This window comes from Pseudomonas mucoides, from assembly GCF_015461845.1.
Lineage (GTDB): Bacteria > Pseudomonadota > Gammaproteobacteria > Pseudomonadales > Pseudomonadaceae > Aquipseudomonas > Aquipseudomonas mucoides.
The window spans coordinates 20273-45254 of record NZ_JACOPW010000009.1; the positions used below are offsets into that span (position 1 = coordinate 20273).

Annotated in this window: 24 protein-coding genes and 1 pseudogene; 16 read left to right on the plus strand and 9 right to left on the minus strand. The window is 61.2% G+C overall.

Annotation, left to right across the window (positions count from 1 at the left end; all coding sequences use genetic code 11):
* Nucleotides 1-118: 118 nt before the first annotated feature.
* Nucleotides 119-1048 carry a LysR family transcriptional regulator gene (locus tag H8F22_RS27565; RefSeq protein WP_027921852.1) on the minus strand — a complete coding sequence of 310 codons (930 nt, stop codon included), beginning with the start codon at nt 1046-1048 and terminating at the stop codon, nt 119-121.
* A 118-nt stretch (nt 1049-1166) separates the two neighbouring features.
* Between H8F22_RS27565 and H8F22_RS27570 the strand changes: the two genes are divergently transcribed.
* From H8F22_RS27570 to H8F22_RS27580, 3 genes are all read left to right on the plus strand, one after another.
* Entirely contained in the window at nt 1167-1460 is a 294-nt protein-coding gene (locus H8F22_RS27570; RefSeq protein ID WP_027921853.1) for a putative quinol monooxygenase, read from the plus strand.
* A gap of 78 nt (nt 1461-1538) precedes the next feature.
* On the plus strand, nt 1539-2552 hold the full coding sequence (locus tag H8F22_RS27575; RefSeq protein WP_059181683.1) for a zinc-binding alcohol dehydrogenase family protein: 1014 nt from the start codon (nt 1539-1541) through the stop codon (nt 2550-2552).
* A 150-nt stretch (nt 2553-2702) separates the two neighbouring features.
* Nucleotides 2703-2876, plus strand: a complete 174-nt coding sequence (locus H8F22_RS27580) for a hypothetical protein (protein ID WP_172825920.1) — start codon at nt 2703-2705, stop codon at nt 2874-2876.
* A gap of 8 nt (nt 2877-2884) precedes the next feature.
* Here the strand turns inward: H8F22_RS27580 and H8F22_RS27585 are convergent, their stop codons facing one another.
* Both H8F22_RS27585 and H8F22_RS27590 read right to left on the minus strand, forming a co-directional pair.
* Nucleotides 2885-4081: a multidrug effflux MFS transporter gene (locus H8F22_RS27585; protein WP_194940933.1), complete on the minus strand. Its 1197-nt coding sequence runs from the start codon at nt 4079-4081 to the stop codon at nt 2885-2887.
* Nucleotides 4082-4214: 133 nt separating this feature from the next.
* Nucleotides 4215-4412: a cation transporter gene (locus H8F22_RS27590; protein WP_027921856.1), complete on the minus strand. Its 198-nt coding sequence runs from the start codon at nt 4410-4412 to the stop codon at nt 4215-4217.
* A gap of 147 nt (nt 4413-4559) precedes the next feature.
* Between H8F22_RS27590 and H8F22_RS27595 the strand changes: the two genes are divergently transcribed.
* From H8F22_RS27595 to cueR, 3 genes are all read left to right on the plus strand, one after another.
* Nucleotides 4560-4943 (plus strand): hypothetical protein, encoded by a 384-nt coding sequence (locus H8F22_RS27595; RefSeq protein WP_027921857.1) that lies wholly within the window; start codon nt 4560-4562, stop codon nt 4941-4943.
* 138 nt (nt 4944-5081) lie between these two features.
* On the plus strand, nt 5082-7472 hold the full coding sequence (locus H8F22_RS27600; protein WP_194940934.1) for a heavy metal translocating P-type ATPase: 2391 nt from the start codon (nt 5082-5084) through the stop codon (nt 7470-7472).
* On the plus strand, nt 7472-7885 hold the full coding sequence (gene cueR / locus H8F22_RS27605; protein WP_027921859.1) for a Cu(I)-responsive transcriptional regulator: 414 nt from the start codon (nt 7472-7474) through the stop codon (nt 7883-7885). Before H8F22_RS27600 ends, cueR begins: the two co-directional genes overlap by 1 nt.
* Here the strand turns inward: cueR and H8F22_RS27610 are convergent.
* Nucleotides 7839-9056 carry an MFS transporter gene (locus tag H8F22_RS27610; protein WP_194940935.1) on the minus strand — a complete coding sequence of 406 codons (1218 nt, stop codon included), beginning with the start codon at nt 9054-9056 and terminating at the stop codon, nt 7839-7841. The genes cueR and H8F22_RS27610 overlap by 47 nt on opposite strands.
* A gap of 216 nt (nt 9057-9272) precedes the next feature.
* A complete protein-coding gene (locus H8F22_RS27615; protein WP_027921861.1) occupies nt 9273-10166 on the minus strand; it encodes a PA4780 family RIO1-like protein kinase in 894 nt (297 codons plus the stop codon).
* Between the two features lie 525 nt (nt 10167-10691).
* Between H8F22_RS27615 and H8F22_RS33205 the strand changes: the two are divergent.
* Nucleotides 10692-11699: pseudogene (locus tag H8F22_RS33205) on the plus strand (cache domain-containing protein); the annotation flags it as partial.
* 129 nt (nt 11700-11828) lie between these two features.
* Nucleotides 11829-12557 carry a methyl-accepting chemotaxis protein gene (locus tag H8F22_RS33210; RefSeq protein ID WP_371258932.1) on the plus strand — a complete coding sequence of 243 codons (729 nt, stop codon included), beginning with the start codon at nt 11829-11831 and terminating at the stop codon, nt 12555-12557.
* 127 nt (nt 12558-12684) lie between these two features.
* On the opposite strand, the gene H8F22_RS27625 is transcribed toward H8F22_RS33210, so the two are convergent.
* Both H8F22_RS27625 and H8F22_RS27630 read right to left on the minus strand, forming a co-directional pair.
* A complete protein-coding gene (locus H8F22_RS27625) occupies nt 12685-13476 on the minus strand; it encodes an AraC family transcriptional regulator (protein ID WP_027921863.1) in 792 nt (263 codons plus the stop codon).
* Between the two features lie 132 nt (nt 13477-13608).
* On the minus strand, nt 13609-14886 hold the full coding sequence (locus tag H8F22_RS27630; protein WP_194940936.1) for an acetyl-CoA C-acetyltransferase: 1278 nt from the start codon (nt 14884-14886) through the stop codon (nt 13609-13611).
* A 273-nt stretch (nt 14887-15159) separates the two neighbouring features.
* Between H8F22_RS27630 and H8F22_RS27635 the strand changes: the two genes are divergently transcribed.
* On the plus strand, nt 15160-16512 hold the full coding sequence (locus H8F22_RS27635; RefSeq protein ID WP_194940937.1) for a 3-oxoacyl-ACP reductase: 1353 nt from the start codon (nt 15160-15162) through the stop codon (nt 16510-16512).
* A gap of 3 nt (nt 16513-16515) precedes the next feature.
* A complete protein-coding gene (locus H8F22_RS27640) occupies nt 16516-17370 on the plus strand; it encodes a MaoC family dehydratase (RefSeq protein WP_059181688.1) in 855 nt (284 codons plus the stop codon).
* A 127-nt stretch (nt 17371-17497) separates the two neighbouring features.
* On the opposite strand, the gene H8F22_RS27645 is transcribed toward H8F22_RS27640, so the two are convergent.
* Nucleotides 17498-17902: a response regulator gene (locus tag H8F22_RS27645; protein WP_194940938.1), complete on the minus strand. Its 405-nt coding sequence runs from the start codon at nt 17900-17902 to the stop codon at nt 17498-17500.
* A gap of 68 nt (nt 17903-17970) precedes the next feature.
* Nucleotides 17971-18177 (minus strand): Flp family type IVb pilin, encoded by a 207-nt coding sequence (locus tag H8F22_RS27650; protein WP_059183035.1) that lies wholly within the window; start codon nt 18175-18177, stop codon nt 17971-17973.
* Between the two features lie 326 nt (nt 18178-18503).
* Here H8F22_RS27650 and cpaB point away from each other — a divergent pair, with 326 nt between their 5' ends.
* Genes cpaB through H8F22_RS27680 form a run of 6 tightly spaced genes read left to right on the plus strand, consistent with a single transcriptional unit; the run spans nt 18504 to nt 24977 of the window.
* On the plus strand, nt 18504-19448 hold the full coding sequence (gene cpaB, locus H8F22_RS27655; RefSeq protein WP_194940939.1) for a Flp pilus assembly protein CpaB: 945 nt from the start codon (nt 18504-18506) through the stop codon (nt 19446-19448).
* 21 nt (nt 19449-19469) lie between these two features.
* Nucleotides 19470-20732: a type II and III secretion system protein family protein gene (locus H8F22_RS27660; protein ID WP_194940940.1), complete on the plus strand. Its 1263-nt coding sequence runs from the start codon at nt 19470-19472 to the stop codon at nt 20730-20732.
* Nucleotides 20729-21919: an AAA family ATPase gene (locus H8F22_RS27665; RefSeq protein WP_027921871.1), complete on the plus strand. Its 1191-nt coding sequence runs from the start codon at nt 20729-20731 to the stop codon at nt 21917-21919. Before H8F22_RS27660 ends, H8F22_RS27665 begins: the two co-directional genes overlap by 4 nt.
* Nucleotides 21916-23196: a CpaF family protein gene (locus H8F22_RS27670; RefSeq protein ID WP_194940941.1), complete on the plus strand. Its 1281-nt coding sequence runs from the start codon at nt 21916-21918 to the stop codon at nt 23194-23196. The genes H8F22_RS27665 and H8F22_RS27670 overlap by 4 nt, the downstream gene beginning before the upstream one ends.
* Before the next feature lie 9 nt (nt 23197-23205).
* Nucleotides 23206-24090 carry a type II secretion system F family protein gene (locus tag H8F22_RS27675; protein ID WP_194940942.1) on the plus strand — a complete coding sequence of 295 codons (885 nt, stop codon included), beginning with the start codon at nt 23206-23208 and terminating at the stop codon, nt 24088-24090.
* Nucleotides 24087-24977 carry a type II secretion system F family protein gene (locus H8F22_RS27680; protein WP_027921874.1) on the plus strand — a complete coding sequence of 297 codons (891 nt, stop codon included), beginning with the start codon at nt 24087-24089 and terminating at the stop codon, nt 24975-24977. Before H8F22_RS27675 ends, H8F22_RS27680 begins: the two co-directional genes overlap by 4 nt.
* Nucleotides 24978-24982: the final 5 nt, after the last annotated feature.

The following is a 24982-nucleotide window of genomic DNA, read 5'->3' on the forward strand; positions in this document are numbered from 1 at the left end:
GATCGACGGTGCGTACATGAGGCGGGCGCTAGTATAAGCGGGTTAACCGCCGGTTCCTGCCCTTGGGAAACCGTGGGTGCTGATAGTTGCTGACAGAAATTTCTCTATTTGCCTGCGACTATTGATCGTTGCCCGATATCGTCGGGAATTGTCTGCCCAAATCAGCACATCGGCTGGCAAGCATTTCCCGCAACAGGTTCACAGGCTTACTCAATTGTGCGCGATGGGCGCACAGCAAATTCAGCGGTGCGCGCTCACAGAGCAGTTCCGGCATCAACACTTTCAACCGCCCGGCGAGCACATCGGCGGCGACATCGAGCCAGGACTTGTAAGCGATCCCGGCGCCGGCCACCGCCCACAGACGCACCACATCAGCATCGTCACTGAAACGATCACCGCTGACCGTCAGGCCGACCTCGCGTTTGCCGTCATGGAAACTCCAGTGATCGTGGACCCGACTGCCGAGCATGAACAATAAACAATTGTGCTGGGCCAATTGCTCCAGCTGCCGGGGTTCGCCATGTCTGGCCAGGTAATCCGGCGCGGCACACAGGACGCGGCGGTTCTGCGGGGCGATGGGCAGCGCCACCAGGCTCGAGTCTTCCGGCTCGCCATAACGCAGGGCGATGTCGACCGGTTGCCGGAACAAGTCGGCAATGCGATCACCCAGCAACAACCGCACGGTCAGTTTCGGATGCTCGCGCTGAAACTCGTCCAGCCACGGCAATAACAGGTTGCGGCCAAAGTCCGACGGGGCGGACAGTTGCAGAATCCCGCTGACCTGGTCCTGACCACTGGCCAGCAAACGGCGCCCTTCATCCAGGTTGCTCAGGGCCGCCCGGGCATATTCCAGAAAGCCCTCGCCTTCGGCCGTCAGGCGCAGGCTGCGGGTGGAACGTGCGAGCAAGCGGGCACCGAGTTGTTGCTCGATGCGCTTCAACGCCGCGCTGGCCACCGCCGCGGACATGTCCATCACCCGCGCCGCCGCCGACAGGCTTCCCAGATCGGCAGCGCGAACGAACAGCTGCAAGTCATCGAAACGCAGCATTTTCAGCCTCGATTATCAAAAAAATATTGAAAGAGACTGCTCTTTTAGCGGGTTTTATCTTGCGGCGAAATAGCCAATCATCTGTGCAATCGAATTCATCACGCTCCCGGAGTCGTTCATGTCCCAGCCATTTACCGCCATTGCCACCCTCATCGCCAAAGCCGGCCAGCAAGACGCTCTCGAACAGCACCTGCGCGCCCTGCTGGAACCGACCCGCGCCGAGGCCGGTTGCGGCCAATACGATCTGCACCAGGACCTCGCCAATCCCTTGGCCTTTTACATGATCGAACAGTGGAGCAGCGACGAAGCCCTGCAAGCGCATGACGCCAGCGCCCATATCCAGAATTTCCGGGCCAAGGCCGGCGACTTCCTCGAACACTTCGACCTCAAGCGCCTGCGTACCGTGGCCTGACCCCTCCCGCCGACGCGCACTTTGTAGCAGCTGGCATCAGGCCTACCCCTTCTTTTATTACCTTTCGGAGCTCCTTAGATGAAAGCCATTGCCTACTACAATTCGCTGCCGATCAGCGACGAGCACTCCCTGCAAGACATCGAGCTGCCAGAACCGGTTGCCGGTCCGCGCGATCTGTTGGTGGAGGTCAAAGCCATCTCGGTCAACCCGGTGGACACCAAGGTCCGCCAGAACGTCCAGCCTGAAGAAGGCGCAGCCAAGGTGCTCGGTTGGGACGTGGCCGGTGTGGTCACGGCCGTCGGCAGCGACGTGACCTTGTTCAAGGTCGGCGACAAGGTTTTTTACGCGGGCTCCATTGCGCGTGCCGGTGGCAACAGCGAACGCCATGTGGTGGATGAGCGGATCGTCGGCCACATGCCGAAAACCCTCGGTTTCGCCGAAGCCGCCGCACTGCCGCTGACCGCCATCACCGCCTGGGAATTGCTCTTTGAGCGCCTGCAAGTTCGCGAAGGCAACACCGATGAAGGCCAGAGTCTGCTGATCGTTGGCGCGGCCGGTGGCGTGGGTTCGATCCTCACGCAATTGGCCAACCAGCTCACCGGGCTTAAGGTCATTGGCACCGCCTCTCGTCCGGACACCCAAGACTGGGTTCGTGAATTGGGGGCAGACCTGGTAATCGATCACAGCCAACCGCTGAGCGACGAACTCAAGCGTGCCGGCGTGGACGCCGTGACCCATGTCGCCAGCCTGACCCAGACCGATCAGCATCTGGACCAACTGGTCGAGGCGCTGGCGCCGCAAGGCAAACTGGCGCTGATCGATGACCCCAAGTCACTGGACGTGACCAAGCTCAAACGCAAGAGCCTGTCGCTGCACTGGGAGTTCATGTACACGCGCTCGCTGTTCGAAACCGCGGACATGATCGAGCAGCACAAACTGCTCAACCGCGTTGCCGGGCTGATCGACGCTGGCACGTTGAAAACCACGGTCGGCGAGCACTTCGGCACCATCAATGCGGCCAACCTGCGCCGGGCACATGCGCTTCTGGAGAGCGGCAAAGCCAAGGGCAAGATTGTGCTGGAAGGCTTCTGAAACATGATGAAACAGTGTCGCTCAGCAATGAGCGACACCGTCAGTCCGAAGGTTGACGTCTGTCACAATAGCGATCGTATTCGGGTCTACAATCGAAATCTCTGCGGCACAATCTTTACGTAGCAACTTTTACGAGAGGAGAGATCAGCAATGAAGATCCTGATAAAAGAAGTGGCTAAATCTCAGTGGCAAGTCCGTCTGGACCAGCATGCCGTGACCTTTCGCAGTGAAGCCGAAGCACTGGCCTTTACCCGAACCCTCGAAGCCCGCCTGTACGCTCCCCACCAGATTCCCGGTCGCCAACAGCAGCGCGCTGCTGGCTGAGCCCTGCCTCAGACCTGGGCTTGCGCCAGCGCCCGGGCATTTTGCAAACGACGGGTGAGCATTGCAGCGCTCACCACCAACAGTCCGCACAGGCTGATGACCATCGCCATCGGCACGGCGCTGCCATCGTGTAAAACACCCACAAGCGCAGCCGCACCGGCCGCGACGGTGAACTGCAGGCACCCAAGCAATGCCGACGCACTGCCAGCACGGGCGCCCTGCCCGTTCATGGCGCACGCCGACGCATTGGGCAGGATGCAACCGAGGCTGGAGATGCAAATAAACAGCGGGATCAGCAACGGCCACAGGTGCTCAGGGTGCAGCGCACTGACGGCGAGCAGCGCCAGGCCGGCGGTCAGGTAAACCCACACGGCACGCGCCAGCAGGAACGCCGGCCCCCGCTTGGCCAGCAATCGCGCATTGACTTGCGCCACCAGAATAAACCCCGCCGCGTTCGTGCCGAACAGCCAGCCGAAATGCTCGGCCGGTATGCCATAGAGTTTGATGAACACGAACGGTGATCCGGCGATGTAGGAAAACATCCCGGCAATGGCGATGCCACCCGTCAGGGCGTGACCGAGATAGACCCGGTCGGACAACAGGCGACCGTACTGCCGCAAAGCCCCCGTCAGCGGCTGGCGCGGCATATGCGCGGGCAAACTTTCCGGCAACCCGAGTGCCACGGCCAAGGCAGCCAGGGCACTGAAACCGGACAATACCAGGAAGATCGACTGCCAACCCGTGGTGTTGACCAGCAAGCCGCCGAGCATCGGCGCGAGAATCGGTGCCAGCCCCATGACCAGCATCAGTTGCGAATAAACTTTCGCCGACCCCACGGCGTCGCATTTATCGCTGACCACCGCACGGGAAATCACCATCCCCGCACAACCGCCCAACGCCTGGACAAAACGCGCGCCGATCAGCCATTCGAGGTTCGGCGCATAAGCGCAGGCCAGCGAAGCGAGGGTGAACAGACCGACCCCGGCCAGCAACGGGATACGCCGTCCAAAACGATCGGCCACCGGGCCGTAGGCCAGTTGACCAATCGACAAACCGAGGAAGTACGCCGCCAAGGTCAGTTGAACGTGTTTTTCATCGGTGCCGAAGGCCAGGGCCATTGCCGGGAAGGCGGGCAGATAGAAGTCGATCGCCAGCGGACCGAAAGCGGTCAGGGCGCCAAGAATCAAAATGGTACGGAAATTCATCAGGCATCCAGTTGAGCATGGGTCGGCAGGCCCCACAGTCTAGCCGCGCATGAACGCCTTGAACATTCCGATAGCTCGCTAACTATTAAAAACCCGCTGAATGAATGTAGATTCCCTGTAGGAGTGCGTTGGGTCAGGCGACTTTGGCGTCGTAGCCTTCTTCGGTGATCGCGGCGATTACCTGCTCAACCGTCAGCGCGCTCTCAACCCCGACTTCCTTGGCCGCCAGATCGACCCGCACGCTGGCCGCCGGATCCTTGGCTTGCAAGGCCTGGGTAATGGCTTTGACACAGTGACCGCAAGACATGCCCTGAACGTTGAACACTTGCATGGTGTGGCTCCTTTATTGAGGTTGCGAACAGTCTCGAGCTTGCCACCATGGCAAGGTCAAGTTCTTCAACAATCTGCCGGGCTGGCATTCGGCGTCGTGCTCGGCCAAGCTGCGTGCATCAATGACTCGATTTCAGGAGATTCAGCCATGCGCTGGTCAGCTCTCAGCCTGTTTGGCTTGCTCAGCCTCTTTGCCGCGACACCTTCGGTTCAAGCCGCCGGGGAGGACTATGGCGTACTGATCATTTCCCGCGAGCGCCTGGAAGTCGCGACCTCCTGCGAAATCGGTGTGTACATCCAGGACCAACTGTCCGCACGACTGTTCCAGGAACAAAGCACCTCGTTCAACCTGCCACCGGGCCCCGTGTCCCTGCGCCTTAAACTGCTGCCGGGCCAGGTGCCGGGTTGCAACCCGGGCATGCTCGCGCCGGGTTCGCAGATCATCTCGCTCAAGGCGGGGGATGTGTTGAAGTACCGGATCGCGATGACGCAGGAAGGGATGTACCTCAAGCCTGCTTCTCTCGAATACTGAGCAAATCCAATGTGAAGCCCCTGTGGGAGCGAGCTTGCTCGCTCCCACAGGGTTCGGCGCAGGCATAAATATTGGTGCTTGACCTTGCCCGCATGGCAAGGTTGATCCTGTGGGTATCTACTACAGGGAGTACGACCGATGTCCGAATCCACCACATTCGATCTGCCGATTGCCGGCATGACCTGCGCCAGTTGCGCCGGGCGTGTCGAACGCGCCTTGAGCAAAGTCATCGGCGCCACCGCCGTCAGTGTCAACCTGGCCACCGAACAGGCCCGCGTCCAGGCGCCCAGCGACAGCTTGCCCGCGTTGATGGCCGCTGTTGAACAGGCCGGTTACAGCGTGCCCCGCCACAGCCTGGAACTGAGCATCGACGGCATGACCTGCGCCTCGTGCGTCGGCCGGGTCGAACGTGCGCTGGCGAAGGTGCCGGGGGTCCAGAGCGTCAGCGTCAACCTGGCCAACGAACGCGCCCACCTCGAACTGCTCGGCCAGATCGATCCACAGACCTTGATCGCGGCAGTAACCAAAGCCGGTTACGCCGCCAGTGTCTGGGAAGTCGAACACCCGCCCACCGACACTCAACAACAGCGCCTGCACCGTGAACGCTGGGCGTTGATCATGGCTCTCCTCCTCGCCTTGCCGCTGGTGCTGCCCATGTTGCTGCAACCGTTCGGCGTGCACTGGATGCTTCCCGCGTGGGCGCAATTCGCCCTGGCAACGCCAGTGCAATTCATCTTCGGTGCACGTTTTTATGTGGCGGCCTGGAAAGCCGTGCGCGCCGGGGCCGGGAACATGGATTTGCTGGTCGCCCTCGGCACCAGCGCGGGTTACGGCCTGAGTCTTTACGAATGGGCCACCGCCGCCGGGCGCATGCCGCACCTGTATTTCGAAGCCTCGGCCGTGGTGATTGCCTTGGTCCTGCTCGGCAAATACCTGGAAAGCCGCGCCAAGCGCCAGACCGCCAGCGCCATTCGCGCCCTCGAAGCCTTGCGTCCGGAGCGGGCGATTCAAGTGATCGAGGGACGCGAACAAGACGTCGCCATCAGTGCCCTGCGCCTAAATGACCTGGTCATGGTCAAACCCGGTGAACGCTTCCCGGTGGACGGCGAAGTGGTCGAAGGCCAGAGCCACGCCGACGAAGCGCTGATCAGCGGCGAAAGCCTGCCGGTACCCAAGCAACCGGGGGACAAGGTCACCGGCGGCGCGATCAATGGTGAAGGGCGATTGTTGGTGCGCACCCAGGCCTTGGGCGCGGAAACCGTGTTGGCGCGCATCATTCGTCTGGTCGAAGACGCCCAGGCCGCCAAGGCACCCATCCAGAAACTGGTGGATAAAGTCAGCCAGGTGTTCGTGCCTACTGTTCTGTTGATCGCACTGGCGACCTTCATCGGCTGGTGGCTGTACGGCGCGCCGATTGAAACCGCCCTGATCAATGCCGTCGCGGTGTTGGTGATTGCCTGCCCCTGTGCCCTCGGACTGGCCACGCCAACAGCGATCATGGCCGGGACTGGCGTGGCGGCACGTCACGGGATTCTGATCAAAGACGCCGAAGCACTGGAACGCGCCCATGAAGTCAGTGCGGTGGTATTCGACAAGACCGGCACGCTGACCTCGGGCGCACCGCGTATTGCCCATCTGACGGCTATCGACGGCAATGAAGCGGCCCTGCTGCAAATGGCCGGTGCGTTGCAACGAGGTAGCGAACACCCGCTGGCCAAGGCCGTGCTGGACGCTTGCACCGAACGCGGCTTGACCGTGGCGGATGTCGGCGACAGTCAATCGCTGACGGGGCGAGGCATCGCCGGCACGCTTGAGGGGCGTCGACTGGCACTGGGCAATCGTCGTCTATTGGAAGAAAGTGCTTTAAACGCGGGTTCATTGGCGGACTCGGCAACCGCCTGGGAAGCCGAAGGCCGGACCCTGTCCTGGCTGATCGAACAAAGCCCTGAATCGAAAGTGCTCGGCCTCTTTGCTTTTGGCGACACTCTCAAACCCGGTGCCCTGCAAGCCGTGCAACAACTCAGCGCGCGGCACATCAGCAGTCACCTGCTGACCGGCGACAACCGTGGCAGTGCCAAAGTCGTCGCCGAGGCACTGGGCATCACCGATGTCCACGCCGAAGTGCTGCCCGCCGACAAAGCCGCCACCGTCGCCACACTTAAAAAAACCGGCGTGGTGGCGATGGTCGGCGATGGCATCAACGACGCCCCGGCGCTGGCTGCGGCGGACATCGGCATCGCCATGGGTGGCGGCACCGACGTGGCCATGCACGCGGCCGGGATCACGCTGATGCGTGGCGATCCACGGCTGGTGCCGGCGGCGCTGGAGATCAGCCGCAAGACCTACGCGAAGATCCGGCAGAACCTGTTCTGGGCGTTCGTCTACAACCTGATCGGCATTCCGCTGGCGGCGTTCGGTTTCCTCAACCCGGTGCTGGCCGGGGCGGCCATGGCGTTGTCGAGCGTCAGCGTGGTGAGCAATGCGTTACTGTTGAAAACCTGGAAGCCCAAGGACCTGGAGGACAATTGATGAACATCGGTCAAGCAGCCCGTCAAAGCGGCCTGAGCGCAAAGATGATCCGTTACTACGAGTCCATCGGACTGCTCAAGGCTGCCCATCGCACCGACAGCGGCTACCGGGTTTATGGCGACGACGACCTGCACACGCTGGCGTTCATCAAGCGCTCCCGGGACCTGGGGTTTTCACTGGAAGAGGTCGGCAAGCTGCTGACCCTCTGGCAGGACCGCCAACGCGCCAGCGCCGACGTGAAGGCCTTGGCCCGTCAGCACATCGACGAGCTGAACCAGAAGATCCGCGAACTCGGCCAGTTGCGCGACACCTTGCAAGACTTGGTCGAGCATTGCCAAGGCGACCATCGCCCCGACTGCCCGATCCTCAAGAACCTGGCGTCGGGCTGCTGCGCCGAACCTGTGCGCCCCTGATCGCCAGGCCCTTCACCACCAGCAACGTGGTGAGGGGAATGCCGTGGAACAGCAACACCACCGCACCCGGCGTCCACCATGAATAGAACGGTGCGGCGATCAACATGCCGACGCCGAACCCGGTCATTTGCAGCAGGGTTAACAAACTGAAAATCGGCAAACGCAGAGCGTCCGGTTCGCGTTGCAAACGGGACATCAAGCCGACTTCCGAGAAGCCGTCACCCAATCCCGCCGGCAACGAGAACAACAGCAAACCGAACAGGGTCTGCTGCTGAAACATCAGGATGAAGCCGCAGGACATCAGCAACACCCCGAAGAAAAATCGCCGCTCCAGATTGATGTTGTCCGAGCCTTTCAGGCGACTGGCGATTCGAGCGCCGATCAACTTTCCGCACGCCCAGACCGCCAGCGCCAAGCCCAGCGTGGTGCTGGCTGATTCGGGGGTCAGCAGTTTGGAAACTATTGGCAAACCCACGTTGTGCGCGGCACTGCCAAGGGTGTCGGCCATGGTGACCGCGAGCATCGCGGCCACGACCGGTGCGCTGTGCAACCCTTGGCGCAGGGCCGCCCATTCACCGCCCTTGCGGGACGACTCATCACTGGCTGCCGGGATGGAAAATCGCAGCGGCAATATGAACAACGCGGCCAACAGGTACGTCACCACGTTCAGCGCAAACACCGTTTCAAACCCAAACGCCGCCACCAAAAGCCCCGCCACCAGACTGCCGCCGACCATCGCGGCCGACGATGCGGAGGTGATCCAGGCATTGGTCTTGAGCAGGTGTACGCCATCGATCAAATGCGGCAGCTGACTGTTCAGGCCGATGGCAAACATCGAGTTGCCCAAACCCAGGCCGAACGCGATAACGGGGAGCAGCAGCGCCTGTTGACTCACCGGCAGCACCAGCAACAACCCGAGCAATCCTGCGCGCAACAGGTCGAAGGCGATCAACGGCATGCGCCCGCCCCAGCGGCGATAGAACGGGGTGCCGATCAGACTGGCGAAAATCCCTCCGCCGACACGGCTGGCGAGGAAAATGCCGACACTCATGGCACTGTTGCTGAGCAGGTAAACGTAAGTGGCCAGGGCGACCATGTTGAGGAAAGCGCCAAAGTCCGAAACCAGACGGGCGGCGATGATCAGTCGGGCGTTGCGGGTGGAGGTGTTCACATTCAATCCTTGAGTGTGGAGGGTCTGGCTGTTGTGGATTGTCTGGTCTGACGCCATCGCGGGCAAGCCACGCTCCCACAGGTTATGTGCAGACCACGGATCTGTGATCGACATCTAACCTGTGGGAGCGTGGCTTGCCCGCGATGCAGACGCCGCGGTTCCACAAATAAAGCCTCTACAAAAAACCCGGCCGAAGCCGGGTTTTTGTTTAGCCCATCACTGCATCCAGGGCGGAGGCGGTTCTTCGGCTTTGCTCGGGGGCGCGTCGTCAGCAGCGCGGATCGCTTGCTTACGCTCTTCGTCCAGCCGCGCAGCCTCGATTTCACGCATGATCCCGCCAACGTCGGCCAACTCTTCCGGCTCGTCGAACTCGCCGGTCAAGATACTGGCCGGGTGCAAGGTGCCGGCTTCGTACAACGCCCACATTTCCTTGGCGTACTTGGTCTTTTTCAACTCCGGCGCAAACCGCCCGAAGTAGGACGCCATGTTGCCCACGTCCCGTTCCAGCATGTTGAACGCGTGGTTGTTGCCCGCCGCATCCACCGCCTGAGGCAAGTCGATGATCACCGGGCCGTCCGGGGTCAACAGCACATTGAACTCGGACAGGTCACCGTGCACCAGACCGGTACACAGCATCAGCACGATCTGTGAAATCAGGAACGCGTGATATTCACGGGCCTGGTCCGGTTCCAGCACCACGTCGTTCAGACGCGGCGCGGCATCGCCGTATTCATCGGCCACCAGTTCCATGAGCAGTACGCCTTCGAGGAAGTCATACGGCTTGGGCACCCGCACACCGGCACCGGCCAGACGGAACAGGGCCGCCACTTCGGCGTTTTGCCAGGCGTCTTCGGTTTCTTTCTTGCCGAACTTGGAGCCCTTGGCCATGGCACGAGCCTGACGGCTGTTGCGTACCTTGCGGCCTTCCTGGTACTCGGCCGCCTGACGGAAACTGCGTTTATTCGCCTCCTTGTAGACCTTCGCGCAACGTAACTCGTTGCCGCAGCGCACCACATAAACAGCTGCTTCTTTACCACTCATGAGTGGGCGCAGCACCTCGTCGACCAGACCGTCCTCGATCAGGGGTTCAATGCGTTTTGGAGTCTTCATCAGCTTTTATTGTGGGTCCTTTATTACCAAACACGCGAAAGTCATTCGTTATACGGCAATCCACTCGTTCGGGGGAGGGGTTGCCGACCTATGAACGTCGTGATGCACACAATGTGCCGGATTAATTGCTCATTCGCCGCCGGTCGTCAATGACCGCCGTAGATCATAGCTGAGCCGATGACACACGTAAGCGAATGGTTTTTAGGGCATTTACGACAGAAGCTGACATCCAGATTCGTACCCTTCGTAGGATTTTTCCAAACAGGCCTCAATTTCCCCCGCCAGCAGCCGAAGTCCTCAGTGACAAAGGTATTTGTCCGACAATCTTTCCTACAGAAAACGACGGCGCACTCACGGACCCGAGATGAACAACAACGTTTTCGGCTGCCAATATTCCGCGAGTCATCTGCACTGCGTGGGCCTACAAGAAAATCTGGAGCGCGGATGAACATCAAACAGAAGTTGACCTGGGCGTTTGCAATCATCGCCTGCTTGCCCGTGGTGCTGGTCGCCACCCTCGTTGTGATGAACCTGCGCAGCGATGCCAAAGAGAGTTTCGTCGATGGCAGCGGCCGCGAAATTCGTCAGGTCAGCAACGCCATGCAACTGTTTTTCGACGGCATCAGCCAGAACGTCGACTATCTGGCCAAACAACCGCTGATCAAAAACTCCGACGACAGCCTCAAGACCTACATGAGCGCCAACGCCGAGAGCATTCCGCAAGGCGAGATGGACAAAAAAGTCTTCGGCCTCCTGCAGGACCTGGGCAACAGTCACCCGTCCTACGCCTACGCCATTCTCGGCACCGCGGCCGGTGGTTATGTGTCGTGGCCGGACGATGCGAAGCTGAACAACTATGACCCGCGCCAGCGCCCCTGGTACAAAGCAGCCCAGGCCAAACCGGGCAAGCCGTTTCGCACCGAGGCCTACTATTGGGCACAGGACGACGCGACTTACGTCAGCACCGTGCGCACCATCGACAACAAGTTGGGCAGCAACGGCGGCGTGGTCAGCATCGACGTGACGCTCAAGCAGCTCACCGAAATCGTCAAACAGATCAAGCTCGGTGAAACCGGCTACCTGATGTTGCTGGAAAACACCGGCATGGTCCTGGTGGACCCGAAACAACCGGAGCACAACTTCAAGCCACTGAGCAGCCTCGGCGAGGGTTACGCACAACTGGCCAAGGCCGGCAAAGGCCTGGTGGAAGTCGAGCTCAATGGCGAACGCTACATGGCCAACGTCTGGCCGTCGGAGCAACTGGGCTGGACCTTCATCGGCCTGATCAAACAAAACGACGTGATGAGCTCGGCCACCCAACTGACCTGGCTGATCGCAATCATCGCCGCCGTGCTGGCCGTGTTCTTCGCCATCCTCGGCGCCAGTTTTGCCAGTGTCATCGTGCGGCCGATCCGCAGCGTGGCCAGCGGTCTGGAAGGCATCGCGCAAGGCGAAGGCGACCTGACCAAGAACCTGGAAATCCGTGGCAGCGACGAAACCGCGCAACTGGCCAATTGGTTCAACCAGTTCCTGACCGCGATTCGTAACCTGATCCAAAGCATCGGCGGCGCCGCGACCAAGATTCTCGCCACCTCGAAAAGCTCGACCCAGGTCTCCAACGACATGGCCGAAGCCGCCGGGCGTCAGCGTGAAGCGGTGGACATGGTGTCCACGGCGTTCCACGAAATGGTCGCCACCGCCAACGAAGTCGCGCGCTCTTGCAGTCAGGCGGCGGACTCTGCCGACAGTGGCCAGCGCCAGGCGCGCGAAGGCCAGCAGCAAATTGATGCGGCAGTAAGCAGCGTTGATCGCTTGAGCCAGGAAATCGAACAGTCGGCACAGTCGATGCAGCAACTCGAGCGCGACAGCAACGATATCCAGTCGATCCTGGGGACCATTCGCTCGATCGCCGAGCAGACCAACCTGCTCGCGCTGAACGCGGCCATTGAAGCGGCCCGTGCCGGCGAGCAAGGTCGCGGGTTTGCGGTGGTGGCTGACGAAGTGCGGGCGCTGGCCAAGCGCACGGCGGATTCCACGGCAGAGATCGACGGTCTGCTCGGCAACCTCGCCAAGCGCACCAGCCAGGTGACTCAACAGATGCATGCGAGCCTGGAAGTGTCGCAGCAGTCGGTGAGCCGCATCGGCGAAGCGCGCAACAGCTTCGGGTTGATTCGCGAGTCGGTGGACGTAATCCGCGACATGAACACGCAGATCGCCACCGCGGCCGAAGAGCAGCATCACGTGGCCGAAGACATCAACCGGCACATCAGCCAGATCCATGGCGACGCGCAATTGGTCGCGGAACTGGCGAACTCGGCGCGTCTGGATTCCCAGAGCCTGGCCGGGCTTTCGAATGAACTGGACGGGTTGGTTCGACGCTTCAAAACCTGATCTCAAGAACACCACACATCCACTGTAGGAGTGAGCCTGCTCGCGATGAGGCCATGTCAGTCAACATCAATGTTGAAGGTCAGTCAGCTATCGCGAGCAGGCTCACTCCTACAAGGATCAGGTGGTGTTATTGCTTGAAGAGCTCGCCAGGGGTAAACCCGAACAGCCCTTTGAACGCCGCAATAAACGCCGACGTCGAGTCATACCCACACGCCAGCGCTGCATTGGTCACGCTGTCGCCCTCCTCCAGCAAACTCAACGAAGACAACAGCCGCATCCGTTGTCGCCAGCCGCGAAAGCTCAAACCCGTCTCGCGCTGAAACAGGCGCATCAGGGTCTTTTCCGACGTGCCCAAGCGCTCCGCCCACGCCTGCAATGTCACGTTCTGCTCAGGGCTTTCAATCAACTCGTTGCACAACCCCAGCAGCCGCTCATGCCGTGGCAGCGGCAGGGAAAACCCCACCTCCGGCAAGTTCGCCAACTGATCCAGCAACACACCCACCAACCGCGCTTCCTGGCTGTCGCCTTGTGGATATTCCACGGGCAACATGCAAAAACTCTTGATCAGCTCCCGCGCCAACGGCGTGACCTCCAGCACCCGGCAGCGCCCGTCCGCCCACTCACAATCTTCGCGACGCACGTACAGGCTGCGCATTTCGGCGCGCATCGAGGTCACGACTTGATGTTCAAGGTCCGCCGGAATCCAGATACCCCACTGCGGCGGCGCATAGAAACTGCCTTCGGCGGTGTGCACGCCGAGAACACCACTGATGGCGTAGGAAAACTGCACCCAGTCGTGGCGATGCGGGGGTGTCCAGGACCCGGCGTTGAGACTTTCTACCCGGGCGAATAACGGTCGGGGCAGTAACGACAGGGTTGGGATTGTTCGTTCGAGGGAGATCTGTCCGTTAGTCGGCATCAACGAGCCTTATATCGCACGAGGGCTGATGGGGCCGACGTTAGGCCAAGTAGCAGATTCATACAAATCTATTTGATGCCGAGAATCCTTGTAGGCGTGAACCTGCTCGCGCCTACAGGTTACGGTGTTTCTTCAGCGTTCAATGATGGCGGTGACGCCTTGGCCACCCGCCGCGCAGATCGAAATCAATCCCCGCCCCTTGCCCGCCGCGTCCAGCAACTTCGCCAGGTTGGCGACAATGCGCCCGCCGGTCGCCGCAAACGGATGCCCGGCCGCCAGCGAACTGCCTTTGACGTTGAGGCGGCTGCGGTCAATGGAGCCCAGCGGCGCATCAAGGCCGAGCCGGGTTCTGCAATAGTCAGGATCTTCCCAGGCCTTCAACGTGCAGAGCACTTGCGCGGCGAAGGCTTCGTGGATTTCGTAGTAATCAAAGTCCTGCAAGGTCAGGCCATTGCGGGCCAGCAAGCGCGGCACCGCGTAGACCGGCGCCATCAACAGGCCTTCGGCACCGTTGACGAAATCCACCGCCGCCGCTTCGCCATCGCGCAGGTACGCGAGGATCGGCAGCCCCCGTTCCTTCGCCCATTCTTCACTGCCCAGCAGCACCAGCGACGCACCGTCGGTGAGTGGCGTCGAGTTGCCCGCCGTCATCGTGCCCTTGGCGCTTTTCTCGAAGGCTGGTTTCAGCTTGGCCAGTTGTTCCAGGGTCAGGTCCGGGCGCAGGTTGTTGTCGCGGGTCAGGCCGAGGAACGGTGTCATCAAGTCGTTGTGCCAGCCTTCGGCGTAGGACGCGGCCAGATGCTGATGGCTTTCCAGCGCCAGTTGATCCTGTTCTTCGCGGGGGATGCTCCAGGTCTGCGCCATCAGCTCGCAATGTTCGCCCATGGACAACCCGGTGCGCGGCTCGCCGTTGCGCGGAAATTCCGGAATCAGATGCCCGGGGCGCAATTGCAGGAATGTTTTCAGCTTGTCGCCGGTGGTCTTGGCGCGGTTGGCTTGCAGCAAAATCCTGCGCAGGCCTTCACTGACGCTGATCGGCGCATCCGAGGTGGTATCGACGCCACCGGCAATGCCGCAATCGATCTGCCCCAGGGCAATCTTGTTCGCCACCAGCAACGCCGCTTCCAGCCCGGTGCCGCACGCTTGCTGGATGTCATAGGCCGGCGTTTCCGGCGACAGCCGCGACCCGAGCACGCATTCGCGGGTCAGGTTCATGTCCCGCGACAGCTTGAGCACCGCCCCCGCGACCACTTCACCCAGGCGCAGGCCGTGCAGGTTGTAGCGTTCGATCAAGCCTTCGAGCGCTGCGGTGAGCATCGCCTGGTTACTGGCGGTGGCATACGCCCCGTTGGAGCGGGCGAAAGGAATACGGTTACCGCCGATAATCGCGACGCGGCGCAGCTGAGTCATGAAAAGCTCCTTAAAAAAATGAAATGTGAATGCACATCCCTGTGGGAGCGGGCTTGTCCGCGATAGCGGTGGATCAGCCAACAACAATGTCGGATTGGCTGGCCCCTTCGCGGGCGGGCCCGCTCTCACAGGTTCTGCATGACCCCGCAAGTTCTGCTAAACCCAAGCTCCAACTACTCTGCAATGTTCAAGCGTAGGCCTTATCTCGTGGATCGAACGACTGATTGCCATTCGTGGTCCACACTTTGAACCTCAGCCGCCGGAGCACGTTCCATGTCAGACCGTTATATCGACTTCGCCAATTCGTCCATCGGCCATCGCCTGGTCGGGGCCCTGGGTTTGCCGTCGCCGGTTCGCCTGGAGCGCTGGCAGGCAGGCCGGCTGCGGCCTGTCGAAGGGGCGCTGTTGATCGGTGGAGGCCCGTTGGCGGACAAGGTCAGCGCTTTAGCCAATCGCCTGACCGACGCGATTTACAGCTACGGTACCGAGCCGTCCCTGGCCACCGCGTGGATTCCCGGCCACGGTCCGAAACTCAAAGCCGTGGTGTTCGACGCCAGTCATTTGCTGCAGACCGATCAGCTCAAACAGCTGCGCGAATTCTTCCAGCCGCTGATGAAAAACCTCGATCACAGCGCACACCTGGTAATTCTCGGTCGTGCACCGGAGACCTTGAGCGACCCGTTCGCCGCCAGTGCCCAGCGCGCGCTGGAAGGCTTCAGCCGTTCGCTGGCCAAGGAACTGCGCAGCGGTGGCACCTTGCAGTTGATCTATGTCGGCGACGGTGCGGACGATCAGCTGGAAGGACCGCTGAGGTTTTTCCTCTCGCCGAAAAGCGCGTTTGTGTCCGGGCAAGTGATTCGTTTGAAGGCGTGCGCTACGCCCGTTGAGGACTGGACTCGACCGCTGGCCGGACGCAAGGCGTTGGTAACCGGTGCAGCGCGTGGCATCGGCGCTTCAATCGCCGAGACGCTGGCCCGTGACGGCGCCGAGGTGATTCTGCTCGATGTGCCACCGGCCAAAGCCGATCTCGACGCTCTCGCCGCACGCCTTGGCGGACGCAGCATCACCCTCGACATTTGCGCCGAAGACGCCGCTGCACAGTTGATCGAACACCTGCCCGACGGCGTCGACATCGTGGTGCACAACGCGGGGATCACTCGCGATAAAACCCTGGCCAACATGACCCCGGAATTTTGGGATGCGGTACTCGCGGTCAACCTCAACGCGCCACAAGTGCTGACCAAGGCCCTGCTCGACAGCGGCACCCTGCGCGACAACGGTCGGGTGATTTTGCTGGCCTCGATCAGCGGCATCGCCGGCAATCGCGGGCAAACCAATTATGCGGCGAGCAAGGCCGGGCTGATTGGCCTCGCGCAAGCCTGGGCGCCGTTGCTGGATCAACGCGGTATTAGCATCAATGCAGTGGCGCCTGGGTTTATTGAAACGCAGATGACCGCGCACATTCCGTTCGGCTTGCGTGAAGCGGGCCGGCGCATGAGCTCGCTCGGCCAGGGCGGCTTGCCGCAGGACGTCGCAGAGGCCGTGGCGTGGCTGGCGCAACCGGGCACCGGCGCGTTTACCGGCCAGGCGTTGCGGGTCTGTGGACAAAGCGTTCTGGGGGCCTAAGTGATGATCACCGACTGGCACACACTCAACCGCGAACCGAGCTTGCCGGCGTTGTACATGCGAGCGGCGACGCGACGCAAAATCACCGGCACCACCCTGCCCGACACCGGGTTGCACTGCTGGGTCAATGTCGATCCCAAACGCCTGGCGGCGTATCGCAACGTCTGCGGATTTGCCGACAACGGCTTGCTGCCGCCGACCTATCCGCACATCCTCGCGTTTGCCTTGCAGATGCAATTGCTCACGGCCAAGGAGTTTCCGTTTCCCCTGTTGGGGCTGATTCACCTGAGCAACCGCATTCGCGTGTTGCGCCCCATGGGCGGCGTGAATCGGGTGCGCGTGAGCGTGCAGGTGCAGAATCTGCAACCCCATGCCAAGGGTGCGACGTTCGATTTGGTGACCACGCTGGACGATCAATTGGGAACGCTCTGGGAGGCGCAAAGCCAGATGCTGTGCCGGGGCGTCAAACTGGACGGCGAACCGCTCGAGGACGTGTTGGCCCCGACGCTGGAGATGATCGAAGTGACCCGCTGGAAAGCGCCGGCCGACATTGGTCGGCAATACGCCAAGGTGTCCGGCGACTACAACCCGATTCACTTGAGTGCCGTCAGCGCGAAACTGTTTGGTTTCCCGACCGCCATTGCCCACGGGTTATGGAACAAGGCACGCACATTGGCGGCGCTGGCCGATCACTTGCCGACGGCGAACATCGAGATTGCCGTGCAATTTCGCAAACCGGTGCGGTTGCCCAGTGAAGTGACATTACTGGCGAGCGCGGCGGGGTCCAGTGGGGATTTTCGGTTGGTAGGTGTTGGAAATCTTGAGCACATGGTCGGGCATTGGCGGCCGGTGGCTTGATGCCAGGCAACAAAATATCTTGCGAGTTTGAAATGGCTTTCGCGAGCAGGCTCGCTCCCACACTGGATTTGCGCAACAACACACATCCCTGTGGGAGAGAGCCTGCTCGCGATAGCGGTCGTCCAGACTAAGACGGAGCCACAGGCTGCGGAAACAAATTACCCAGCGTCTCCAGCAACCGCACGTGAAAAATCGGCTTGCGAAACAGTTCGAGCACCTGCAAGCGCAACATGTCGCTGACATCCTCCATGTCCGCGTGCCCGGACGTGACGATTACCGGCAAATGCTGACGCGACGTGTGCTCGCGCAAGCGCTTGATCAGTGACATGCCGCTTTCCTCTGGCATACGCAGATCCGTGATCACCAGCGCAATGTCCGGATGGCGGGTCAAGTGCTGCAAGGCGAGCTTGACCGAGGTTGCGGTAAAACAGCAAAAACCCTCCCCTTCCAGCAACTCCGCCAGTTCCATCAACGCGTCCTCCTCGTCATCGACCAGGAGCAGCTGTTGGCGTTGCGGCGAGGGAGCGGTCATGGGGGATTCCTGCAATGGACTTAGTGCTGAAGTTAGTTGTGCCATGACAGGTTAGCAAACGGTAATGGTCAACTAGCGGGAAACAACGCGGTGATAGAGGTAAAGACTTTAGTGATGGCTTTCGAAATCGGGTCCATGAACGCGGCCAGTGCAACCGCCGCCATCCCCGCGATGATGGCGTACTCGATGCCCGAAGCGCCTTCGGTGTCTTTGGCCAGGTTGTAGTAGAAAACGATCTCGCTCTTGATGTGCTGAAAAGCGCTTTTAAAGGACATGACGACTTCTCCTAAGGACTGCGGGTGTTGCACGGTCGCAACATGATTCCCCTTTGCCAGCATCAGCATTGTCGGCATTCCCCAACCCAACAACTGTAAGAACGTATTAATACTTAAGTAGTACCCCACCCGTTTTCGGCAAAAAACGGGGCCTGGCATTTCAAACACCCCCATTTCCTCGTTTTTTTGCCACCCAGTAATGGCGTTTTGCTCTAGCTGCGCTACCTTCAAATAGCGAAATAGTTCCATGTATTTAAATGCTTTTTTGCGAATCTATCTCGTTCGAGACGGTACGGATCATCGGCAGCTGGAAAGGGAGAGCCCTCATGAACAGCCGCGTCACCCTGGGATTGGCCGGATTGTTTCTGGTGGGTGCCATCATTGCCGGTTACTGGGGACTTGCGCTGAGCCGTCAACCCGCTCCCGAGCCTGCCGCGCAACCTGTCGCTAACACAGCGCCAACCGCTCCAGCCCCTGTGCCAATGGACGATCCCACGCGCCAACCGGTGGTGGTCCTGCTGCACGACGTAGCCCCCTTCGTTCAAATCACCGCAGCCGACGTCACCCTCGAAAAACTGCGTACCGCCCCGGCCGGCAGTTTGACCACGCTTGAGCAAGCGATTGGCCGTACGCCTTGGCACGCCCTCACCGCCGGCACCTGGCTCAACGATCAAAGCTTCGAGGCCGGCAGCTCGCTGGCACGGATGATCCGCCCCAATGAACGAGCACTCGCGGTCGCAGTGGACGAAGTGACCAATGCCGGCGGACAACTGAGCCCTGGAGATTATGTCGACGTGATGCTGTTTCTGCGCGCCGACGCCAACAACACTCAGCAATCAGCCCAGGTAGTAGTCCCGGCGTTGCGCGTACTCGGGGTCGGCGAACAATTGGGGCTGACTAACGACGGGCGTCCCGCCAACCCGGCGCGCAGCAGTGAAGAACAACTCAAGCAGGACCAACTGCGGGCCAACGCACGCTCGGTGTTGCTCGCTGTCCCCGAACCCTTGCTGAGTCGCCTGATGCTCGCGGCCCAGGCCGGCACGTTGCGCCTGGCCGTGCGCAGCGCCGAAGAAAAACGCCTGGCGCATTACTGGGCCGGCGAAAGCGCTTCGCCGGCCAATCTCGCCAGCGCCAATCGCGACCTCGTGCAATTCAGTCAACTGGCCCTCGTCGGCACCCCCAAACCCCTCACCCTCGGTGCCAGTTCGGCACCGCAGAAAAAAGGCGTGGAAGTCATTCGCGGCAATCAACTCACTCAACAAACTCCCTGAATTGAGCAAGGACGCATCTACATGCGCAGAAGTACCATGTTCATGTTTCAAGGCCTGCTCTGGGGCTCGCTGCTGAGTAGCGTGCCACTCACGGCAACCTTTGCGGCTAGCGGTAACTGTGCCGCACTCGGCCAATTGCCGGCGACACTGCAAGTCGGCGAAGGCTTGCAGCAGGAAGTGCAATCCCCGGTGGCGATTACGCGGCTGGCCGTCGGTGATCCGAAAATCGCCGACGTGCGGGTCAACGGTAACCAGGCCTTTTTGCTCACCGGCATGGCGCCCGGCGCTACCAGCCTGATGGTCTGGACGGCGTGCGCCAGCGCCCCGCGTCAAAGCATGGTGTTTGTGCAGGGTCGCGCCACGGCGGCCATGACCGGCAAGTCAACCCTGGCCTCTCAGGACCCGCTGCTACCGTCGCAAGTGCAGACCGACATTCGCTTCGTCGAGGTCAGCCGGACCAAACTCAAAGAGGCCAGCACCTCGATCTACGGTAAAAACTCGAACTTCCTCTTTGGCTCCCCCGGCACCGTGCCGAACACCGCCGTGACCCCGCGAGTGCTGCCATTGCGCAACCTCGATCCACGCATCGCCGTGCCGAGCATTCCGCTGGCCAATGACATGTTCAACATCGTCGCCGGCGGCGGCAACTTCCTGGCGATCATCAACGCCCTGGAAGGCAGCGGCTTCGCTTACACCCTGGCGCGGCCAAGCCTGGTGGCGATCAGCGGGCAGAGCGCGAGTTTTCTCGCGGGCGGCGAGATCCCGATCCCGGTGCCGAGTGCCAACAGCAACAGCTACTCCATCGAGTACAAGGAATTCGGAGTCCGCCTGACGCTCACGCCGACCGTGGTCAGCACCGATCGCATCGCCCTGAAAGTCGCGCCGGAGGTCAGCGAGCTTGATTTCGCCAACGCTGTCACCATCGGGGGCACCACGGTTCCGGCGTTCACCATTCGCCGCACCGACACCAGCATCTCCTTGGCCGATGGCGAGAGTTTTGTCATCAGCGGTTTGATCAGCACGCAAAACACGTCACAGGTCGACAAGTTTCCGGGACTGGGGGATATCCCGGTCCTCGGCGCCTTTTTTCGTAGTTCATCAATCAGGCGCGAAGAGCGTGAACTGCTGATGATCGTCACCCCCCACCTGGTTCAACCGCTGGCCGTCAATGCACCACTGCCGTCGCTGCCCGGTGAACAACTGCGCAACTACGACCCCGGTTTCTATCGCATGTTCTTCCTCGAAGACGGCAACTTCGATAAACGCAGCGGGTTATCGCAATGAGCCAGAACCTGAGCCAGACCTTCCTCGCGATCACGCGCAACGACACTGACCTTGAGTGGCTGCAAGGCGCCCTCGCCCCGTTGGGCCAGGTGGTCAGCGCCGGCGGCGGCAGCCTCGACGAACTGTTGGCGCTGGTCGACGTCACCTTCGCCAGCCTGGTGTTCGTCGGGCTGGACCGCGAACACGTGGTGGCGCAAAGCGCGCTGATCGAAGGCGCATTGGAAGCCAAGCCGATGCTGGCGATCGTGGCGCTGGGCGATGGCATGGACAATCAGCTTGTGCTGAATGCGATGCGTGCCGGTGCGCGGGATTTTGTCGCCTATGGCTCGCGCTCCAGTGAAGTCTCGGGGCTGGTGCGCCGGCTCGGCAAACGCCTGCCAACGGTGGCGCCGAGCACCCAGCTCGGTGGCCTGACCGTGCTCTACGGTGCGCAAACCAACGCCGACGGAGCGCTGATCGCCAACCACATGGCGCAAGTGGTGCAGAAAAGCGGCCAGCAAACCTTGTTGCTGGACCTGGGTTTGCCGCGCGGCGACAGCCTGGCGTTGCTCGGGCTGGAGAGCTCGTTTCATTTCGGTGACGCCGTGCGGCACTTGCGGCGCCTCGACGCCACGCTGATCGACAGTGCGTTCACCAGCAATGAAGCGGGACTGCGAATCCTCGCCTACGCCAGCCACGATGAACCACTGGAGCGCACCAGCGCCGCCGAGTTGTACATGCTGCTCAGCGCCCTGCGCCAACACTTCCAGCACATCGTGGTGAACCTCACCGGCCAGCCGGACAGCGAAGCGCTGCGCACCTTTGTCAGTCATTGCGACAAGCTGCTGTGGTACACCGATCAGAACGTGCTCGACTGCCGGCGCAACCTCGCGGTGCTCAACCTGTGGCGCGAAAAAGGCATGAAGCTCGATCACGCCCGGTTACTGATTGACCGTTACCTGCGCAATGTCGCACCCGACGCCGACACCCTGGGCAAAAGCTTCGGCATGGAAGTCTTCGCGATTCTGGCCTTCAGCCCGGAAGTGCGCCTGAACGCCAAAAACCAGGGTGTGAGCCTGTTCGAACTGGCCCCGCGTGAAGGCCTGACCCAAAGCCTGCGCACCCTCGGCGAAGGCCTGGCCAAACGCTCCGAAGGCCTGGCCAAACCCAGGATCGGCTGGTTCAACCGGCTGAGGGGTGCGCAATGAGTACGGAAAAACTCTTCGGCGCCCCGGCGCGCACGCCGTCCGGCAACACCGACAACGAAGGCCTGAAACTGGTGTTGCACCGCTACATCATCGATGCCATCGAAGAGTCCGGAAAAAACTTGCTGGAAGGGTCGCGGCCGGCGCTGTCGCAATTCGTCATCGACAAAGTGGCCGAATACATCGCCCGGCTGCACTTGGCGATTTCCCGTTATGAGATGGAGCGCTTGGCCGAAGAACTGGTCGACGAACTCACCGGTTTCGGCCCGCTGGAAGTGCTGCTGCGCGACCCGTCCGTGACCGAGATTCTGGTCAACGGTCCGCATCGGGTGTTCATCGAACGCGACGGTGTGCTGCATCAAAGTGACTTGCGTTTCATTGACTCGCACCACGTCGAACGCGTCATGCAACGTATTCTCGCGCCCTTGGGCCGACGGCTCGATGAGTCCTCGCCAATGGTCGATGCACGCCTGCCCGATGGCAGCCGGGTCAACGCGATCATTCCGCCGATTGCCCTCGACGGGCCGTGTCTGTCGATTCGGAAATTTCGCAAGGACATGCTCAAAAGCAGCGACCTGATGGCAATGCAAACCATCGATCAGGAGATCTACGACTTCATTCAGGAAGCCGTGGGCAAGCGCTGCAACATCCTGATCAGCGGCGGCACCGGCACCGGCAAAACCACGTTGCTGAACATCCTCAGCCAGTTGATCAATCCGCACGAACGCCTCGTCACCATCGAAGACGTCGCCGAACTGCAACTGGGCCACCCGCACGTCGTGCGCCTCGAAACCCGGCCGCCGAATGCCGAAGGTCACGGCGAAGTGAAGTCCAGCGACCTGATCCGCAACGCCCTGCGGATGCGTCCGGACCGGATCATCCTCGGCGAAATTCGCGGCGTCGAAGTGCTCGACGTCCTCACGGCCATGAACACCGGTCACGACGGTTCGATGAGCACCGTGCACGCCAACAATGCCCAGGACGCGCTGCTGCGCCTGGAGACATTGGTCGGCCTGACCGGCCGCACCATCGCCGAAAAAACCTTGCGCCAGATGATTTGCGCCGCGCTGGACGTGGTGATCCAGCTCACCCGCATGCCCGACGGTCGCCGCTGCGTCAGCGAGGTGGTGGAAGTGGTCGGCGTGCGCGAAGACGTGTACGTCACCAACACCTTGTTCCGGCTCGACCGTCGCACCGGTTTCGGTTTTATGCGCGAGGCGGTCAACCCCGCCGGCGACAAACTGCGCCGCGAAACGGCACTTGTTTCCTCACCGCACTGAGGCCACGGCATGCTCAAACCGGCGCTGCTGATTCTCGTTTGCCTGATCCTGTTCGGGCTATCGATCCGCTTGTTGCTCCGCGGGCTGCGCCAGACCGGGACCGAACGCGTGTTGGATCGCCTGAGCCAAGGGCAGCCGCAAATCGTCGTTGAAAAAACCTCCTGGGCCGGACCGGAACGGGCGTTTTTGCGCGCCGGTCTCGGGCGTCCGACTGAACGATTGGGACGCTGGGTGCTGCTGTGGGCCCTCGGTATTTTGCTGGGCGTTGTCGTCGGTGGCTGGATCGGTGCGCTGCTGTTTGTACTGGTGCCGCCGTTGCTCCTGCGGCTGTATGTCGGCTGGCGTTATCAGCGCCGGCTCAAGCGCATGATCGAACAACTTCCGCCGTTGCTTGATCACACCGTGCGCAGCCTGAAATCCGGTCGAACCCTGGCCGATGCCCTGCTCGGCGCTATCGAAGCCGCCGATGACCCATTGAAAAATGCCATGGGCCGGGTCCAGCGCAACGTGCAGTTGGGTGTCAGCTTGCCCGACGCCGCGTCGGACTTCGCCGAGTTGTATGAGAGAGATGAACTGCGCCTGCTGGCCCTGGGTTTGAAGGTCAATCATCGCTACGGCGGTAATGCCAGCGAACTGCTGGAAAACCTGATCAAGATGATCCGAGAGCGCGAGCAGGCCGCCCGCCAGCTCAGCGCCATGACCGGTGAAACCCGGGTGACCGCGTGGGTGCTGGGGTGTTTACCGCTGGGCCTGGCCGGTTATTTTCTGATCGCTAACCCGGCCTATTTACTCGCCATGTGGAATGACCACTCGGGGCAAATCATGCTCGCGACAGCGTTTGGTTTGCAGGCGGTGGGCAGCCTCGCGCTCTGGCGCATGTTGCGCAGCGTATGAAAATGCCTCTACTGATCAGTGCACTGCTGTTTTTCGGGGCCACGCTGTTGCTGCTCAGCAGCCTGCTGGACCAGCGTCGACGGGCGCGTCAGGTGGCCCAGCGGCTGGACGGCAAGCCGCTCGGCCACAGCCAGTTGGGTCTCTGGTTGCAGGCGTTGGGCAATAGCCGGATCGGTCAGCGCTCGGTCAATCTGGACAACGAAACCCAGGCACTGCTCAACCGCCTCGGCTGGCGCAGCACCCGTCGTCGCTCACTGTTCGCCGCGTGCCAGGTCGGCGTGCCGGTGCTGGCACTGGCCATGAGTTTGCTGATTCAGGGGGTGTTCTATCCCGATGCGCAGAATCACTGGATCGCCCCGCTGTTCGCCACGGCCATCGGCTATTTGCTGCCTAAGCGCTTACTCGCCGCTGCCTCGTTGCGTCGACAAAAACAACTGGCGTCCGAGATTTCCACCTTCATCCCGCTGCTGCGCATCCTGTTCGAATCGGGCATGGCGGTGGAGCAGTCGTTGCGCGTCCTGAGCACCGAAGGCAAACAACTCATGCCCGCGCTGACCCATGAACTGCGTCTGGTGCTGGCCCGTGTCGATTCCGGCCTGGAACTGGGTGAAGAACTGCACAAGGTCAGCCGTTTGCTGGCGGTCGATGAATTCACCGACACCTGCGTGATCCTTGAACAGTTGATCCACCAGGGCGGCGGTGCGATGAAATCCCTGCTGACGCTCAAGCAATTATTCGATGACCGGCGCCTGACGCGCCTGCAGGAATACATCTCCAAGATGTCCGCCAAAATGTCCGTCGTGATGATGCTGTTTCTCTTCCCGGCGTTATTGATCGTGCTGGCCGGCCCGGGCTTCACCGCCCTGGCCCGGGCCATTGGTTCATAGAGGGG

Bases quoted from the DNA above. Each gene is read 5' to 3' on its own strand.
- cpaB (WP_194940939.1), top strand. From the start codon at position 18,504: ATGAACAGCCGCGTCACCCTGGGATTGGCCGGATTGTTTCTGGTGGGT.
- H8F22_RS27675 (WP_194940942.1), top strand. From the start codon at position 23,206: ATGCTCAAACCGGCGCTGCTGATTCTCGTTTGCCTGATCCTGTTCGGG.
- cueR (WP_027921859.1), top strand. From the start codon at position 7,472: ATGAACATCGGTCAAGCAGCCCGTCAAAGCGGCCTGAGCGCAAAGATG.
- H8F22_RS27660 (WP_194940940.1), top strand. From the start codon at position 19,470: ATGCGCAGAAGTACCATGTTCATGTTTCAAGGCCTGCTCTGGGGCTCG.
- H8F22_RS27575 (WP_059181683.1), top strand. From the start codon at position 1,539: ATGAAAGCCATTGCCTACTACAATTCGCTGCCGATCAGCGACGAGCAC.
- H8F22_RS27585 (WP_194940933.1), bottom strand. From the start codon at position 4,081: ATGAATTTCCGTACCATTTTGATTCTTGGCGCCCTGACCGCTTTCGGT.
- H8F22_RS27570 (WP_027921853.1), top strand. From the start codon at position 1,167: ATGTCCCAGCCATTTACCGCCATTGCCACCCTCATCGCCAAAGCCGGC.
- H8F22_RS27670 (WP_194940941.1), top strand. From the start codon at position 21,916: ATGAGTACGGAAAAACTCTTCGGCGCCCCGGCGCGCACGCCGTCCGGC.
- H8F22_RS27680 (WP_027921874.1), top strand. From the start codon at position 24,087: ATGAAAATGCCTCTACTGATCAGTGCACTGCTGTTTTTCGGGGCCACG.
- H8F22_RS27665 (WP_027921871.1), top strand. From the start codon at position 20,729: ATGAGCCAGAACCTGAGCCAGACCTTCCTCGCGATCACGCGCAACGAC.
- H8F22_RS27615 (WP_027921861.1), bottom strand. From the start codon at position 10,166: ATGAAGACTCCAAAACGCATTGAACCCCTGATCGAGGACGGTCTGGTC.
- H8F22_RS27635 (WP_194940937.1), top strand. From the start codon at position 15,160: ATGTCAGACCGTTATATCGACTTCGCCAATTCGTCCATCGGCCATCGC.
- H8F22_RS27645 (WP_194940938.1), bottom strand. From the start codon at position 17,902: ATGACCGCTCCCTCGCCGCAACGCCAACAGCTGCTCCTGGTCGATGAC.
- H8F22_RS33210 (WP_371258932.1), top strand. From the start codon at position 11,829: ATGGTGTCCACGGCGTTCCACGAAATGGTCGCCACCGCCAACGAAGTC.
- H8F22_RS27590 (WP_027921856.1), bottom strand. From the start codon at position 4,412: ATGCAAGTGTTCAACGTTCAGGGCATGTCTTGCGGTCACTGTGTCAAA.
- H8F22_RS27580 (WP_172825920.1), top strand. From the start codon at position 2,703: ATGAAGATCCTGATAAAAGAAGTGGCTAAATCTCAGTGGCAAGTCCGT.
- H8F22_RS27565 (WP_027921852.1), bottom strand. From the start codon at position 1,048: ATGCTGCGTTTCGATGACTTGCAGCTGTTCGTTCGCGCTGCCGATCTG.
- H8F22_RS27630 (WP_194940936.1), bottom strand. From the start codon at position 14,886: ATGACTCAGCTGCGCCGCGTCGCGATTATCGGCGGTAACCGTATTCCT.
- H8F22_RS27640 (WP_059181688.1), top strand. From the start codon at position 16,516: ATGATCACCGACTGGCACACACTCAACCGCGAACCGAGCTTGCCGGCG.
- H8F22_RS27595 (WP_027921857.1), top strand. From the start codon at position 4,560: ATGCGCTGGTCAGCTCTCAGCCTGTTTGGCTTGCTCAGCCTCTTTGCC.
- H8F22_RS27600 (WP_194940934.1), top strand. From the start codon at position 5,082: ATGTCCGAATCCACCACATTCGATCTGCCGATTGCCGGCATGACCTGC.
- H8F22_RS27650 (WP_059183035.1), bottom strand. From the start codon at position 18,177: ATGTCCTTTAAAAGCGCTTTTCAGCACATCAAGAGCGAGATCGTTTTC.
- H8F22_RS27625 (WP_027921863.1), bottom strand. From the start codon at position 13,476: ATGCCGACTAACGGACAGATCTCCCTCGAACGAACAATCCCAACCCTG.